Source organism: Legionella nigrisilvae (genome assembly GCF_977063395.2).
In genome coordinates, this window is the sequence record NZ_CDRUGZ020000020.1 from 295,679 (window position 1) to 312,842 (window position 17,164).

Here is a 17,164-nt window from a genome sequence, read left to right on the forward strand (position 1 = left end):
GATAATTATTGTCATCAGAATGAATCGACAAGAAACAGTATCAATGCCATTGGGAAAAGGATATCCATCAGGGAAAAGAGCAAATAATAGGATTATTTCGTGGGAATTTTTTAGCTCGCGACGCGTTTATCTGTTTGTAACTCTGTATTTTATCATTTTACTCCTGTTGGCACCTATTAATATATTATCGCTTGATACGTATTATTATTGGGATTGGAGTCGTCACCTGGCATTATCCTATTACGATGGCTCTCCCATGATTGCATATTTTATTAGGTTTGCCACTTCATTATTCGGAGATAACCTATTTGCCCTGAGCTTTATAGGCATCCTATGCATTGCATTAACGAGTTGGATTATTTATAAAAGTGCTCGCTTTTTTTTATCCTGCGAAGCAAGCTGTGTTGCAATGTTATCGTGGCTATTTTCCCCTCTGGTCACTTTGGATATTTTAAAACAAACGACCTATGATACGCCCCTTGTTTTATTTTGGTCATTAACCGTCTACTATACTATAAAATTTATTCAAACCAATAGAATAAAAGAGCTCTACTTAATTGGAATTAATGCAGGGCTGATGATGTTATCCAAATATAGTGGCATCGTTTTAATCCTTTCTCTGCTTATTTTTTTAATTTTTAGTACTTATCGCTCCATCTTTAAATCGAAGCATTTTTATTTTGCTACGCTTCTCAGCATTATTATTTTTAATCCTGTGATTGTCTGGAACTATCAAAATCATTGGCAATCATTTATCTATCAGTTAACGACCCATACACTTAAACCAGAAGTAAATCCTCTTTTTCATACAATAGAAACTTTTTTTACCCTATTCGTCCCTTCATTAAATATAATGTTGCTTCCTCCATTTTTAGTAAGAACTCAAAAGCTAGATGAAAAAAATGCATTAATTGTGAAATTATGCCGTATTATTTGTATTACTTTTCTGTGTTTTTACTTATACACCGCAAGCCAGGCTGGGATTCGGGAATTCTGGCTCACTCCTTATTTAATCAGTAGTGCGATTTTATTGGGATATTGGCTTACAACATTCCCTTATCGTAAATTTGCTATTCTATTACCTGCACTTTACGCAATAATTAGTTTGTTCGTGATTATAGATAACACCTCCAAATTTAATATTATCAAATCAAAAAAACTTATTTTTTATAATTTAATCCAAAAATTTAATGCGACACAGCCCCAATTACCGGATACGATTTTTACTTCAGGTTGGTTTGCAGCACGCATGCTCTTTTTTCTGCAAAACAAACCCATTATTTATACTTTGGGTTGTGACAGTCCTCAAAATCAATATGCTTTATGGAATGCAGACATCAATAAAAAAATTGCAAATAAAACACTGAAAGAAATAATATATATTGATCAGTATGATAGGAAGATTTGCTTAGCTCAACATTTTGATCAATGTCAAAAAGTACCAACTCATAAACTTCCTTTCAGGCATAAGGAATATGCGCTTAATGTATATAGATGCCGAAATTTTTAAAAATGCACTATGGAAGTATGGATTTATAGTGGGTTAATCTTTTTTTAACGTATTCATCGAATTATGATACCATCCCCGGTTATTAGAATTCTGATAAGGACTATCGATGCTTAAATTATTCTTATTTTTAATTACATTGGTTTCTTCAGTTTGTTTTGCAGATAATAAAGAAATTGCCATCACCATGGATGATTTACCCCTGGTAGCCTCAAGAATGGATACCCCAGGGAATCGTCAACGATCCACCGAACGGTTTACCCAAATTGTGCAAACATTCCAAAAATACAAAGTTCCAGTCACAGGTTTTGTGATTGCAGGAGCAATCGAAAAAGGACAATGGGATTTCTTAGAACAATTTCGTAAAGCAGGCTTTATGTTGGGTAATCATACTTACTCACATTATAATCTAAATCAGCTGAGCGCTGATAAATATATAGCTGATGTGTCTCGTGCCGATAAGATTCTTACGCCTATAATGACTGAACCTAAATATTTTCGCTATCCTTATCTCGCAGAAGGAAAAAATGATAAAAAACAAAAAGTATTAGATTACCTAAAAGAACATAATTACACCATTGCTCCTGTAACCATTGATAGTAAAGATTTTGACTTTAATGAAATGCTCTATAAAGTCCCCTATCGTTCTCGAGAAAAATACATTCAAAAAATAAAGCCACGATATCTAGCGTATATCTGGAAACAAACATTAAGAGCGGAAAAAAATGCTAAGGGTGAGAATGCCAAACAAATATTATTAATTCATGCAAACCTCCTTAATAGTTATTTATTAGGAGATATTTTGGAAATGTATCAAAAAAATGGATATAAGTTTATTAGTTTAGCTGAAGCTCTGAAAAATCCAGCACCCATCATTAATTTTTCTCCTTCTATGAAAAAAGATACTTTGGGAGAGCAACTGGAAATTGAACTACTGAATCTTCCAAAATCAAAAGAAAATTATGTGACGCCTTAGTAGATTTCTCACCTGGGTGCGGCGAAATGGAGTCCAGGTATTTCTAATGCAGATCCCGGGTTCCTTTTCGCTGCACCCAGGCAAAACAACAATGTGAATATGTAAATTAGTCAGGAGATTATATGTTAATAATTGCTATTGTTCTTTTTCTTCTTGCAATAGTGTGTGGTTTTTTTCTGTTTACAGCAATACTTCAAGACAGACCTATAAATAGAACGGTGAGGAATTTGCATGCAGTTTTTGCAACCTTAGGATTACTTATTATCATCGTTCACACGTTTGCATTTATGACTGGCAAAGCCACGCTTCTTGTCGCGAGCTTAATTCTTTTAATTCTTGCTGCATTAGGTGGGTTAAGCTTGGTTGCTCTTGCGAAGAAAGGAAAACAGATTCCAAAATTGGGAGTGCTGGTGCATCCAATAATGGGTCTTGCCGGATTTATTTGTTTGATATTCTATGTATTGCCTTAATCATTCCGGTTCGAATTTATATTTTAAACGCTCACGAACCGATTGAAGTACAATTTTTGACGCTTTATTGGGTGATCCCGAATCAAAAGGTGGTTCGGGATCATATTCCAAACCGAGCTGTAAACTTTGCGCTACGTGTTCATCCGTAAGTTTTGCAGCAAGAAATAAAGCCATATCGATACCCGCTGAAACCCCAGCTGCAGTAATGATTTTCCCATCTATTACGAATCGTTTATGCGTGGGTATAGCCCCCCAATTTTCTAATCGATTCATTACTGCCCAATGTGTTGTTGCTTTAACTCCAGATAAAATTCCTGCTGCACCTAGGATCAAACTTCCAGTACATACCGAGGTAGTCCATAAAGTATGCTCATGTATCATTTTGATCCATTTAAGAATCTCAGGACAATCACGTAATGCAGTGGCATTACCAGCACCAGGAATCAACACAATATCAGTCTCTGAGATATCCTTTAATGCATGCTCAGCAATTAATGTAAGTCCAGAACAAGTACGCACCGGCCCAGTATTTAGAGCAACCCGCTGCACAATCACTTCTGGCAAACGACTAAGTACCTCATAGGGACCAATGGCGTCCAGAGCGGTCATTCCTTCATAAAATAAAAAAGTAATGTGCAGTGGTTTAGACATACTTTATCCTTTTTTAACAAATTGAGATTTTAATTTCATGGCACCAATTCCATCAATTTTACAATCAATATCATGATCCCCCTCAACCAAGCGAATATTTTTTACCTTAGTGCCAACTTTTACTACTTGGGACGAGCCTTTAATTTTTAGATCTTTAATCACTGTAACCGTATCACCATCTTGCAGAACCTGACCATTTGCATCTTTAATTACTCGTTGATCGTCCTGGCTTTGTTCTTCGGATCCATCCTTTGCCCATTCATAGGAACATTCCGGACAAATTAATTGATTTCCATCTTCATACGTATATTCTGAATTACATTTAGGGCATTGAGGTAGAGAAGACATATTTTTTTCCATTCACAAAGAGAATAATAGTATAGCAAAAACTCGATCAGTCTCCCACAACAGTACTAAGCAGGTGACGTTCTTGCGCTTGATAACGATGCTCATACAGATAGATCCCTTGCCATGTACCTAAAGCTAATTTCCCATTTTGTATAGGTAGAGTTAAACTGGTTTGAGTTAATACAGTACGAATATGTGCAGGCATATCATCCTGACCTTCAATTACATGTTTAAAAAGTGGATCCCCGTCAGGAATTAAACGGACCAGGAACTGTTCCAAATCTTTGCGAACTTGAGGATCATAATTCTCACAAAGCATTAAAGAGGCACTTGTATGTTTAAGAAACAAATGACATAAGCCTTGTTGGATTGGGGTTTTTGACAGCAAAGTGGCTATATCAGCAGTAATATCCTGCGTTCCTCTTCCTGAAGTATGAAATGTGATCGCGAATTGTTCGATTTTCATAAGATTAATGATGATTAGTTATAGGTTCTTTTTACTATCGCAAAATTTACGTTACGATTCAAAGCAAATTATCAGGATCGACCATGGAACCAATAATAGACAGTACTTTGTGTCTGGATTTATCTCCTCGTAGCAACGTAACCTGCTTTATTGGTACTTTAAATAATTCGGCCATATACTTTAAAAGGGTTTTATTAGCGCGCCCCTCAATAGGTGGACTATTTAAGCGTATTTTAAGCGCCCCCTCATAAAGACCAACAATCTCTGTCTTTTTTGCACCGGGTTGAATATATAAACGAAGAGTTAAACATTCATCATCGCGTTGATACCACACTTATTCCTTTACCCTTGAAGTTTTTAATAACTCAAAATTAAAGGATTTATTCATGGGTTACAAGATAAATGGGCTTAAAGAAGATCAGATCCTGGGCTACAGCGATGCATTCACCCAGAGAGGATCCAATCAATTTTAGTTTGTAAGGCTAATAGCAGAAGCTATTTGTTCTACACTGTGATAAGTATTTCCAAGCAATAGGTTCTCACTCTCTAATCTACGTCGATTAACTTCCTCCATGTCCTTTTGAGCTTCTTGCATTTTGCGAGTATTAGCAAAGAACGAATCGACACTATTTGCAATGCTTGTTTCGTTTTTTCCAATTTGAGATTGGAACCATGATTTAACCTGAGGGGCCGGACATTCTTTAGTGATAAGACGCACAGGAAGTTTGCCATCACTTAATGGTTGAGCCAAGTTATCTCCTGCTTTTTGTAATCGTTCCAGTAAAGAAGAATCATCGCTTGCAATTGCATGGCGTATCGTTTCGTCACGAATGATTGTCAGCATTTTAGTGTATTTTTCAATTTTCTCTTTAGCTGCACTTTCCACGAGCTTCTTGGCTGTTACATAAGCTAAATTCTCACCATCAAAAATAATGTGTCGATCTTTTGCAAAAAGTTCTAAAATTTCTGGACGACCTGTGGATAAAATAACGCTCATAGTCGTTTTAGTGGCCTTAGAGTTTTCAAAGCTGAAATCAGGGTGTTGGGCAATAAACTCAATCAGATCTAACGGCGGTGTTAAGAGGAGGACGACTCGCATCAGAAGAGTTCTTCCATTCGTATTTACTGCATTGACTAAATCAGGATGATCATGAATCAATGTTTTAACTTTGTCATATTCTTTTTTAGTTACAGCTTGCCATAATGCTTCTTCATGTGGTGACATTTTCCTCTCCCTTTTATAAAAAATTGCACATATTATAGCAAAAAAGAGGCATGATGTGGTATAAAATTTCAATTATGATACAAAAATCATTACATCCCCAAACCACTTTGGGGGCTATTTTGAAACTGAAACATAGAGGCGAGATTATCTTTTACTTGATTTAAAGGTTCATAATCAATGCCTAAAACGTTACATGCCTCACAAATTTTTTGAATTTGAGATGGATATGCTTTTTCAAAGCCAATGGATTTTACATCTTCAATGAGCTGTTCGATTCTTTTTATTTTTTCTGCGATTTCTGGCTCAACTTCTTCGTTTAATTCATTTAAAACTGTGGATAATTCTTCAATCATTGATTCATAATTACGCTGTTTTTCTGTATCAAACTCAATGAGTTCAGTGCCATCCCTTATAGTATTCATAAAAAATCGATAGCGTTGAACGTGTAATGAATTTCGAGGCTCTTCACTGGGAGCAACTTCAGACTCATCTTTTTTAAGACTCGCAAGTTCAATAACTGATGTACTGGGTTTCGCATCGATATTTTGCTTTTCGGACAAAGGAACACTATGAGTTTTTTCATCAAGAATATCTTTCGACTGCCCATTCATAACCTCGACCGAAGAACTACTCGATTTTAAGTCCACATCTCGCTTTGTAGCCATAAAAGGAATGGAGGTTTCTTTATTAAATACTTTAGAATCCTGATGTTTTTCGGTCTTAAGCTCATCCGTAAACGAACTTGATTTAAGACCAAGGTCTTGCTCTTTGCTCGGAGGTTCGATTACCGGTGGGCTTGATTTTAAACTCACATTTTCTTCAAATGCTGGCTCAGTAGGTATAGGGAGAGAAGTTTTAGAATCCACATCAAGGGTTTCTTGAACTAGAGAAGAATTTATTGGAGCTAAGGTAAACATTTTTTTTATTAATTTTACATTAATATCAACACGTTGTTTTGCATCTTCTGCCAATATTGGTTCAACAATACTCACTAAATTTTCTAGTTCTTTATTACATTGGTTTAATAAAGCCTGAGTGGAATCATAATTCTTAACTGTTTTTAATTCTTCTTTATATTTTTCTAATTGCATTAAGCTCATATCCAGTTTGTTGATTTGCTCCTCATTCAATTCATCAACAGGACACTTTTTTAATTCATCTATGATTAAACTCAAGCTAACGTTTACATCCTCTAAAGCATGCTCCCGGGAAGTCTCGTAATGGACAGATAACTCCTCCATCGCCTGTTTCCATTCCCTTTGAATCGCTTCACTTTCTTTTTGAAAATTCAGGGTAATGGTTTGATGTTGCTCATAAATCTTTTGTAATTGAGGTGATTCATCGCGAACTTCTTCAAAAAATGAGTTCAAAGCATTTTGCGCTTCCTTAAATTTTTCTTCTTTGATCTGATGTTGTTTTTCAAGGATTTGTATTTCTATGAGGGGTTCTCCATCCATTGAAGTTGCCTCATGACATTGCGCATCCATTGCCTCTCTTAGTACAACTAATTTTTTATAAAGAGATACCGCTTTTTGTTTTGTTTCTTCGCTAATACTTTCATCTTGATCAATTACATCTAATGCCTCACGCATTAAATTTAAATGTTGATCATAAACCGCATCGATTCGTTTTATTTGTTTTGTGTGGTAGTTATGAGTAATCCGTCTCATTTCATCTTCATAATATCGATATAACTCCATATTAGTTAAACCATAAAGTGATTTTTCCCATTCAGAAGTGGGAGGAGGAAATGATTTAGACACCTCAGATTGTGACATTGATGCCTCTTTTTTTCGAGGAACAAAGACAAAATCCTGTTGATGTGCTGCAGCCTGAGCTTGTTCTTTTTCGATTTCCTCAAGTAATGCAATTTCCTTCGCCACTAAATCTTTATCTTCAAAAAGCGAGCGGATGATATCGAATCGCCCAGTTACCGTAAGAAAAAATAGTAAATTGTGCTCACACAAATGAATAAATTCACTTAAAACTTGTTCATTTTGACGAATTACATCGTTTTTATTCTGGATCGAATTGACCCTACGCAGCCATTCTAAATAAGAAATCAAAAGAGGATAGGTTGCTTCAGATAATTCACGTTGTTTTAAGATGGCATCACTGGGATTGCCCATAACCCGTTTTAAATGCTCGTCTGGTGATATATGAAGAATTCCCATCACTCATTACCCGTTAATTGCTCATATTTCACTAAAGTATAGTATTTTTTATTCTGTGCGATCTAATTATGACCAACTAAGTAAGGATTTTTCAATTGAATAACAGGATTTAATCGTGTAATAGTAAGCGAGTAAGTGTCAGTGGCGTACGTTTTTAGGGAGGTAATTCATTACGCAGTAGCTTAAAAATTTTGCATTGGTAATCTCAAGATCCCGAAAATAGGTTATTTCTTTTAAATAAAAATCAAACGTCTCCTGAATCGCTTCAAAATAACCTTTGATAACTACTGAATAACGCATTTTCTCGGTGTAATGCATTTCAAGTAATTTAGAATACAAAAAAGTGACTTCATAAGCACATTGTGCATGTGCCATTAACGCAATATCAAAACAATTCGCTTCAAGTAATTTAACTTTTAGCTTATTTATATGCGCAAGTATCTGAGAAATGTAGAAATTTATTTTTTCTATCTTTTCTTTGTAAACATCGCCTAGTACGTCAGGAATGGAATGAACCATATCTCGTAAGAAATTTAAATCTGCAATGTAATTTCCTAACACATTACTTTTCTTCATTTCTATAAATCTGGCTTGCCATTCCACTAAATGCATCACAATACGCTTATAGGCAATTAGGTCCTTTTCTTTCGCATGCTGTTCTGTAGGAAATGGGTTGCTGGTTTTTATATGCTCAATTTGACCCATCACCATAAAACATGCATTTTTTATATCTTCAAAAGTTAATGATTCAAAATCACTTGTTTCAATTTTTTCGCTTATACTATCAATAACTTTTACTACATCTTGAGATAACATTGCTATTCCAAAATTTCAACAGCACCTAAATTTGAGTATAGTTCAATATTTAAACAAATAGGGCATTTGGAGAAGTACTTATATTTAAATAAGCTTTAATTGGGAAGCGCGGTTACCCGCGCTACAACTTATTAAATAACTAGAGTTACTGATTCGAGTACTGTTTCATGATTATCAAGAGATAAAGGTGATAGAGGCACCTTAGATTTGGAAGGCACTTGGAGAGTCCCTTTCACTGCTTGTTTTGATTTAACCGCCATTAATTCTTTTTCAAATTCCACCAGCTGTGCCATATCTGTAATTCGCAGCGCATAAACCCTTTCTTTGCTCCCTTCCTCGACAATTTTCTCATTCAAAAATGCAACTTGTTGTTGCAACGATTCAGCTTGCTCTTCTAATTGTTGTCGTAATTGGTCAAGTTGCCCCGCTAAGGCATTCTGTTTTTTTTCAATATCCGGACGGAATGCATCCTTTAAATTTCTCATCGGTCTTTTTCTTAATTCCTTAAACTCTCGCCGCAAATCATCCATAGTTTCGGGTGTAAATACATAGCTCCACATGTAGGCAGAAATATTGCCCCATAAACTTTTAGGCTCTCTTCCTTCCATAATCCGTTCATGCAAGTCCCGGAATCCGATCTTTAACATTATATCTTGAATTTGTTCTATTTCTTCTTCTTCTAAATCAGGAAAATTAAATTTTTTAATCAATTCTCTGTCATGAAAATGTTTACGAACGGGTTCAGGGAAGGAATCTAAATTTTCAGGTATCTGCTCTGTTACCAATTCTTTTAAACTAAAAATTTCATTGACCTGATGCTGAAATTGCTCGGGAAACTTAGCCAAACTTGCCTTATTTCTTGATTCCCATTTAAGTAGAGGTACTTGTTCTTTTATCAATTGGTTTAAAGCGCTCAGTCTATCATTTGTTTCAATTAAACGTTCTTCCAAAGAATCTCGTTGCTCCTTTAAATGCTGAGTTGGTGAATTATAATGAGTAAAATGTCGCAGTAATGGATGTGAACCGGTGCCTTCAATCACTAAATCAAAATAATGAGTAGAGCCATTATCCCCTTCCTTGAGTTTAACATTGTCAACCTTAAAGCCATTTAGTCCATTAAGTTTTTCATGAAGGTTTTCAGCCTTACATCTTAGATACTTACTTGTATTCAGTAGTTCTTTATGTTCCTGACTTAACGATTCACAAAGATGTCGCACCTCTGCGCGTAATCGAGCTACAGGTCCCTGTAATTTAGAATTTTTCCTTGTGAGTTCGTTCATTTTATTCGAGAGAACATGATACATTTCATGAAAAGCAAATATCGAATTGCTTTCTGCTCGGACTGCATTTAATGAATCCTTAATTGCAACCCAATCCCTATTTTTCTGTAAACCTTTTTCCGTCTCTTCCAGGGCTTGGACCGCAGAATTCAATTTTCTTTTCGTTACTGCGCAAATCGATTCTTCTTTACAATCCTGTATGAAATCAGCATCTAATTTATTTCGTTTTGAACCAATAACTGTTAGTCCATCAAGAGTTTTCAAAGTTTCTTTAATTAGGGTACGTGTATTCTTGTGCCCTAAAGGAAATATCCATAAATTTTCAAGTTGCGATTCATGTTCTGCCAATACTTGGTACAAATTTCTGATTGCACTTTGTTGGGCACTAAGTTTTTCAGCTCCCTTTAATAAGTCGGTGTCTGCTAACCTATGTACCGCACTCAATATATCTTTAGCTGCGTCAGTAACAGCGGTACGTTCGAGCCAGTATCCTAAGCCCCGGTATTTTTCATTAGCCCAGGAAAGACTTGTTTGCAATTCATCAACAAGTTCTGCGAGTACTCCATCAATATACACTGCTTTTAATTCTTTCAGCTCGCTTGGTTCCTCAAGGCCCGTTTCTTGATATACACGCAACAACTCTTGAATTACAGGTTGCATGGCGTACTTTTCACTAAATCGTTCTTCAGGCAAGTCTTTAGTGGCATAATCCAATAAAAAAACAACGAGATTATCTAAATTTTTTACATTCATCACTTGCTGAACCAATATGGATCGTACAATGTTCTTTAAATGAGGATTATTTTCTATAATACCGCTAATATCTTTCGCTAATAATTTCACTTGGTTTTTAGCGAACGCTTCCCGGTAGCTTTCTACATCACCGTCGGTAAATCGTAACATCGCTCCGTTTATATCTAATCCGGACTCCACATAACGGCACGATTTTTTCTTCTTGGCAAACATTTCTTTCTTGCCTATGCGCGCAGCCAATCGATTAAATTTTAATTGCTCAGTTAAAGATACCTGATCCAGATACTGACAGCGCAATGCATTCACTGAACCTTCTGTTAAAAAGCCCTGCGCTTTTTCTTTGAGAAGCACACGATGCTGCTCCCAAATAGAACGTGCCGCAATTTCGTAGGTGGCTATTGAGTGCTCTAATGCGTTCGTATGTAACTTCTTATTTTCGGTACGACGTATATATGGATTAGGGTATTTTTTTCCTGGATCAGAGTTTTCTAAGCATTGATCCCAATGCTCACTCAAAGAACGAATCAAATCTTCTCGTTGGAGTACTAACTCGGCATCTAGTGTTCGCCATTCGGACTTTGGATAAACAAGATGTAAAAACTCTTTCCAGTCTTGGAATTGTTGCAGAACAACTTGTTGTATGTCGGTTACTTTTTGCTTGTAATGATTGGTCACTGCAATTTCTTCATTTTGTTGGCGTTGCAGTTCTGCCAAAGAAAGAAGTAGTTCTTTCCGTTCACTTTGGGTCCTATAGAACCCAGATTCAAGAACGAAGGCGTCTTGTTTTTCAGTAAGTACCACATAGGTAGCTGGCTTACCCTCGCCACCAACACAGCGAGTGATTCGTTTCGCTGCTCGTAAATCTAAAGAGGTATGAATCGCTAAAAATCCCTTTGGATGCGGAGTTATAAAATCAGCGCTTTGTGCCAGTGTAGCCATAGTAATCGTTATTGTATTTGGTTTTCCTGACTGCTCATTCATCCATTTTTTTCGTTCTGCCACTGATTCAGTACCAGTAAATGCTGCAATATGGCTTTTACGAAATTGGTTTTTTAGTTTTTCTTCAAGAAATTTTACTTCATTAACATCGTTCGCGAATAGGACGATAGGTTGCCCTGCTTGTGCTTGCTTAATCGCGGTTTTTACAGCACTTAGGTGAGCTGTTTTATTTGCAATAGATTTTGTAGTCAGTTCCTCACGTTTGTTTCTTACATGTGATGGAATGGTGCATGCGATATCTATATCGAATTTATTACATTGTTCCGCTAATCTCTCTTTTCGATTTAAAGTGTTCGAGAGACTTAAAATGCGTCCTTGTTTTTTATAGTGCTCAATGCATTCCCTGGTTGATACATAATCTACACAATGGAGCTCAGGTTCAATAACGAACTCCCAGTCCGGATATTTCTTTTGCAAACGTGCATGCAGAAATTGATGTGTCACAAAAGTTAAATCATTTTGAGAGGCTTTTTGATTTAAGGGAATAGCAACATGCCGTGCTGTTTTAGAAGGAGGAATAATAAAATCTTCCCCTTCAATGAAACGTTGTGCCTCTATAGCGGCATTAATCCATAGGCTAAATTTCTTATCCGGTAACGAGTTTAACTGTTTTTTATGCAAACCTGTAGGCGCATGCCTGTCTAGGAACTCTTTTAACTGGATTATATCTCGATCTTCGCTCCAGCCTTTTTCGAGAGTTTTAAATCGTTTTTGATTAATGAATTCATTAATTAAAGGATAAACCCAGGTATAAGAGCTGCTCTCATCCTCACCTTCGTACTTAAGAGCGAGATGAAACAAAGTCTTTTCGTCTAATTCTGAGAAATCAGAACCAAAAAGGATTAAATTACTCGATACAGGATGACCATCCTTATTACGTGTCATGTCTTCATTTTCGGTTTTGGCACGAGAGCGATATGAAGCCAGATCCCCTATAGTAGAATAATTTATTCCACCCACCTGATAAGTTCCTTTGGGGGAACTCACTTCCACACATCTAGAAGGGATCCCTAGGGAAACAAAAAAATCTTCATCCTGTTGATAACTCTGAATCATCAAATCACGGTTTGGGGCACAGACATCAACAGACCCACCATCGGCCTCAACCCATTGCATTACAGAAAACAATGCAGTGGCTATCCTGCTTTCATCGGTATTGAGTTCCATCAGCATATTGCTGTTCCGATTTTTTATTGCCATTAAAATAGCAATAAGCTGGGTGGTATCAACAAAAACTCCTGTAGCTCGAGAGTACTGTTCACGTAATACAGCAAGCAATCTCAATTGAGCTTTTAATTTCTCCTGAGCATCCAAAGGGGATGTTCTAAGTACAGAAATCAGAGTATCGGACAATTCACGTAAGTCTGAGCGACTTACTAGGGTCAAATCCTCGTAGACTGTTATTTGATAAGTTGATGGATCATTTCCTACAGCTAAAGTTAAAGGTTTTTCTCTTCCTATTGAATTAATATAAATTACTTGTTGTGCTAAATCATATTGCTCCTGATCACTTAACTCAGTTCCTTCAACAATATTTTTAATATTGGTAATCACTTTGGCAACGCGCGAAGTATCAAATTGTTCATTAAGAACTTGGTTGGTGTCTTTTAAAATAATATTAAATGCATTTTTTTGCGGTACCCGGGCAGATTTAGGATCCTTATCAAATGCCTCAACATAAGCACAAAGATCTTTAACATATCCATGTAATACATCGATAAATGATTCCAGCTCTGGATAAGGAGGATAATCGAATAATTGCGATAGTTCCGAAAGATTTAGTGAATTTAACTCAAGTCCTGATTGAACTTCCAACAAGCGATGAAGATTTGCATCCGGTGTCTGCTCACCCAATATAATTAATATTTTGGCCCAATTACTTAAATCAGAATCATCTGTACGTTCTAACGTACAGAGTAAATTATAATAACGTGTTAACTCATCTTTAGCGCACGTATTACATGATTTCATTAATAAAGTAAGTAAAGGGACCAGTGAGCCCACCTCGGCTTTCGACTGAATAACCGATACTGTTTTATTAATAACTTTTTTTAGTAAACCTTCATTAAGACTCGGACCTGCTTTCTTTATTCCATTGATTAACGCATTAAACAAATCTTCAGACTGCTGTTTATCTACACCTGCTAAACATTTCAATCCCATCAAGTTTATTAATGGGAATAAGGATTTCTGAGTTAAATTATGGCTGAATGAACCACGCAATAGAAGTTCGAATGCCTCTTCCCCAAGAATTTCGCGGTGTTTTGTTAGATAAGCAACCTCGCTTAAGGCATTTTGTAGCTGGCGTGTTGAGTATTCCGGTGTTTCTTTTAATATTTTGCATAAAATTGCTAAGGGAGATGACACTGCACCCGTTTTTTCTTGATTTAAAGCATCCAGTAAATTAGTGATCTGAGCCACTGTTTGCGAATTTTTTTCAAATACTGTGGACTTAATTAGATCGGTTAGTAAGGAAATAGAACGGTGAAATTCAATGTTGCTTCGGTTTTTAATACGAATTAAGGAATTAATTAATCCATTCACTGCCTTTAATTGTTCTTCCAATTTCAACAGTGCTTCGTCAGTAGGTAGTTCAGGGTCTAAATCGTCAATTTGCTTCAATAGAAAACTGTCAAACTCTTTATTTGATGTTTGTAATGTATTTATAGCGGTTCTTAAACTGGCTTGGCAACCGGCCTCTATTTTGGGTTTCAAAACTGACATGAAGGATTTCTGTATAAAAAATGCAGTACCCAAAACCTCATCCATTTGTTTTTTTTCTTCTGGAAATCCAGATAAAGTCCATAAAAACCACTTACTGCTTAATAAATTCTTTGCGTCTTGTTCTTCCTCAGCCAAAACCTCGAAAACTCTTTGAGCATTAACAGGACGTTGTCTCAAATACCACCGTACAACTTGATGAGAACCTATCCAGGATTCCAAATATCCGTCTAATTTTTCGGGAAAATTTTCAAACCTCTCTTGGAGTTGCCAATCATCATAAGTTTGTTCGAGTATGTTAAAAAGATTAATTACTGGTTCGCTAACATTATCCTTTCCTATTTTTACCTCAGGCAATTTAGAACAAACCATTGTTCGAAGTACCTTATTTTGCGCTTCAATTTGAGGTAAACCCTCTAATTTCTCTTCTTCCTTAATCACTGAATTTACAATTTCTATCAATTGGGCAACAGAAGGCAAGCGATAAGATGCTTCGATGTTGATATCGATGAGAATCTCTAATAGTTGTCCTCTAAGCTTGGCAGGCAAGAAGTGCATAGCTTCTGCTAAGGTCTTTATTTTTACTTCAAACTCACTATCGTCTTCGTCATGTTGTGACGCATTAGATACTTCATCGCTCAAAAAAGAGAGGAGTGTCACAAACGGAGATAATGACTCAGGTTGGTCATGAAAAAGCTCAGATAAAAAAGTATCTAATTTAGAAGGAGGAACTAAATGTTGAAGCAACGAAGAAAAAGGAAATTTCTGAATGGGTACTGTTTGAGTTTCTTCTATACCCAAACGCCGTTCGTAATTGCTGAAGATGGATGAAGCTGCTTTACCATATTTCATCCCGAGATTCAAAGCAAGAATACATGCTGTATTAAAATCACGCTGTGCTTGTTCTGATTGTGGGACGTTCGATTTTTGGGTGAGTATCAGGAAATCAATAAGCCTTACCAATTCCTCAGCAGTAGGCATTAACTCCCAACTGATATTCCCTAGAGCAGTTAAAAAAACAGAAAGGACCATTGATACCTGGTCTCTTTGCTTCTCAAAGTGATTGGCTATTGACGAAAATTTGTTAAGCAAACTTTTAAAGTGGGGATAAGGGTTTTCTGTTTGAGTACATGCCTTCTGCCCCGTTGTCATTAACGCAGCGATATTGAGTAATAATACTTTATTCTGGGCACTCCACTTTCGATCGTTACTAATTTCACGCTCAATCTTTTGATATACATCCAGACTAAATGCCCACTCCTGCGTGCCAATGAAACGATAGAATTGAGTTACAGCCTCTTCATAGGGAAGATCTTTTTGACTAAACCAAACGCTCAGATCTTTAGGCGATGTTGGGGTTGAATAATCAAGGTCTTCTTCACCGATATCGGCTATTAAATTCATCTGCCTTGATACTAGTTTATAATGGTTATAACGACTGGCATGATAGGCACCCTTCAGATCTAACCGATCTAAACAAGTCAATTGCTCTTCTGGATCACTACTGTTATTTATTATGAACAGTAGATGATTTAAGGCAGGCTTCATAAGATCAATGTTTTCTAATGTAGAGGAGAAAGGTAAGGTCAGTTCATTCTTCTCCAGCTCTTTCAGAAAATAATCATAGGCTTCAAATAAATCGTTAAATTCAGTACGAGCACCTGTTGCTTTATGTTTAGAAACTAAAGTAGTCCACCATATGTGCTGTTCAGGGCTTAATTCACTCAACTTTTTAAGATTTGCCAAGCCTTGGCGTGACATTAGGGCAAGATAGTCTTCGGGTTTATCAAGAAATAGCTTATTAAAGTCTTCCAACAATTCCTTATCGTGTAATTCCTTAAGATGGTGCAATAACAGGAAAACACCATCCGTTCCAGTATGAATAAACACTTGAGCTAGACCTTTATAATTAAGGTCAGATAAAGGTATTGTCTGGAGTAATCTTTCTATTTTCTTCAATTGGGGTGCATTAGTTCCTGTCACCTCAGACAAGAAGATAAGAAAAGCTTCTTGGAGTTGTTCGGGCGAACTACTCTCATTCAATAAATTATTGAACTCTTTCCTATAATGAGCCTTAGCTTCCAAATCTTTTTTCAAGAAACTGAATTGGCGGTAAGAACCAACAACAGTCCGTGGATTTTCTTGCGCAAAGTCAGGAACTTGCGCCAAAGGACCTTGTTCTGGGTGTTGATAAGGTTCATCATTATTTTTACGCTTACGTAGCGTCGCTTTTTGGTATTGATGGGCTTCATGTTGAACGGGAATTTGATATTGGAGCTGTAAACCCATACTGGGACTTTTTATACCCTCGATCCAATTTTTTTTCGCTTTTCGTATTTTATTGGTATGCGGATCAAAAAAATTTGCTGCGTTAGAGAGCTCCGCTACTTGTTGTTGGAACTCGAGAGAAAATCTTTGTCGTTTACTAAACAAATAAGCATTATCAAAAGCAAGTTGATATCGGGTCTCTGGAGGTTTAATTTCAAATTTGTAAAGTCTCGTACGTTCTGGTTTTGAAACGAAATCAACCCATTTATTGAATTCTTCTTGGTTAAATGCATCACACGTAACAGATAAAGTGACCTCGCCAGAAACCAACTTATCTTGCTCGTAGGTCTTTTCTAAATAGGCAGTAAAATTCTCGATATTATTAAAGCTATATTCGCCTACAGTGATTCTCATGAAACCATGTCCCCCAAATAATAAATACAAAGACTTTATTATCCAAATAGTGCGCAAATATATCACATTTTTAATGAATAAAATACGGAAAAAGAG

General features: G+C 36.3%; 11 protein-coding genes. 3 read left to right on the top strand and 8 right to left on the bottom strand.

Features of this window, described 5'->3' with window-relative positions; genetic code table 11:
- Window positions 1–19: 19 nt before the first annotated feature.
- The 3 genes from ACWTE2_RS10050 (at window position 20) to ACWTE2_RS10060 (ending at window position 2,953) form a co-directional block, all read left to right on the top strand.
- The gene (locus ACWTE2_RS10050; protein ID WP_454785244.1) at window positions 20–1,510 is read left to right on the top strand and encodes a glycosyltransferase family 39 protein; all 1,491 of its coding nucleotides are present in this window, start codon (window positions 20–22) and stop codon (window positions 1,508–1,510) included.
- A 106-nt stretch (window positions 1,511–1,616) separates the two neighbouring features.
- Entirely contained in the window at window positions 1,617–2,483 is an 867-nt protein-coding gene (locus ACWTE2_RS10055; RefSeq protein ID WP_454785245.1) for a polysaccharide deacetylase family protein, read from the top strand.
- A gap of 122 nt (window positions 2,484–2,605) precedes the next feature.
- Entirely contained in the window at window positions 2,606–2,953 is a 348-nt protein-coding gene (locus tag ACWTE2_RS10060) for a hypothetical protein (protein WP_454785246.1), read from the top strand.
- On the opposite strand, the gene ACWTE2_RS10065 is transcribed toward ACWTE2_RS10060, so the two are convergent.
- From ACWTE2_RS10065 to ACWTE2_RS10100, 8 genes are all read right to left on the bottom strand, one after another.
- Complete coding sequence (locus tag ACWTE2_RS10065) at window positions 2,954–3,604, bottom strand: DJ-1/PfpI family protein (protein ID WP_454785247.1); 651 nt, start codon at window positions 3,602–3,604, stop codon at window positions 2,954–2,956.
- 3 nt (window positions 3,605–3,607) lie between these two features.
- Window positions 3,608–3,952, bottom strand: a complete 345-nt coding sequence (locus ACWTE2_RS10070) for a zinc ribbon domain-containing protein YjdM (RefSeq protein WP_182392865.1) — start codon at window positions 3,950–3,952, stop codon at window positions 3,608–3,610.
- A gap of 46 nt (window positions 3,953–3,998) precedes the next feature.
- Window positions 3,999–4,418: a secondary thiamine-phosphate synthase enzyme YjbQ gene (locus tag ACWTE2_RS10075; RefSeq protein WP_454785248.1), complete on the bottom strand. Its 420-nt coding sequence runs from the start codon at window positions 4,416–4,418 to the stop codon at window positions 3,999–4,001.
- 58 nt (window positions 4,419–4,476) lie between these two features.
- Window positions 4,477–4,752: a DUF167 domain-containing protein gene (locus tag ACWTE2_RS10080; protein WP_182392863.1), complete on the bottom strand. Its 276-nt coding sequence runs from the start codon at window positions 4,750–4,752 to the stop codon at window positions 4,477–4,479.
- A 135-nt stretch (window positions 4,753–4,887) separates the two neighbouring features.
- Window positions 4,888–5,643 (bottom strand): hypothetical protein, encoded by a 756-nt coding sequence (locus ACWTE2_RS10085; protein ID WP_454785249.1) that lies wholly within the window; start codon window positions 5,641–5,643, stop codon window positions 4,888–4,890.
- An 89-nt stretch (window positions 5,644–5,732) separates the two neighbouring features.
- Complete coding sequence (locus tag ACWTE2_RS10090) at window positions 5,733–7,817, bottom strand: hypothetical protein (protein ID WP_454785396.1); 2,085 nt, start codon at window positions 7,815–7,817, stop codon at window positions 5,733–5,735.
- A 138-nt stretch (window positions 7,818–7,955) separates the two neighbouring features.
- Window positions 7,956–8,633 (bottom strand): hypothetical protein, encoded by a 678-nt coding sequence (locus tag ACWTE2_RS10095; RefSeq protein ID WP_454785250.1) that lies wholly within the window; start codon window positions 8,631–8,633, stop codon window positions 7,956–7,958.
- A 131-nt stretch (window positions 8,634–8,764) separates the two neighbouring features.
- Window positions 8,765–17,068 carry a hypothetical protein gene (locus tag ACWTE2_RS10100; RefSeq protein ID WP_454785251.1) on the bottom strand — a complete coding sequence of 2,768 codons (8,304 nt, stop codon included), beginning with the start codon at window positions 17,066–17,068 and terminating at the stop codon, window positions 8,765–8,767.
- Window positions 17,069–17,164 lie beyond the last annotated feature (96 nt).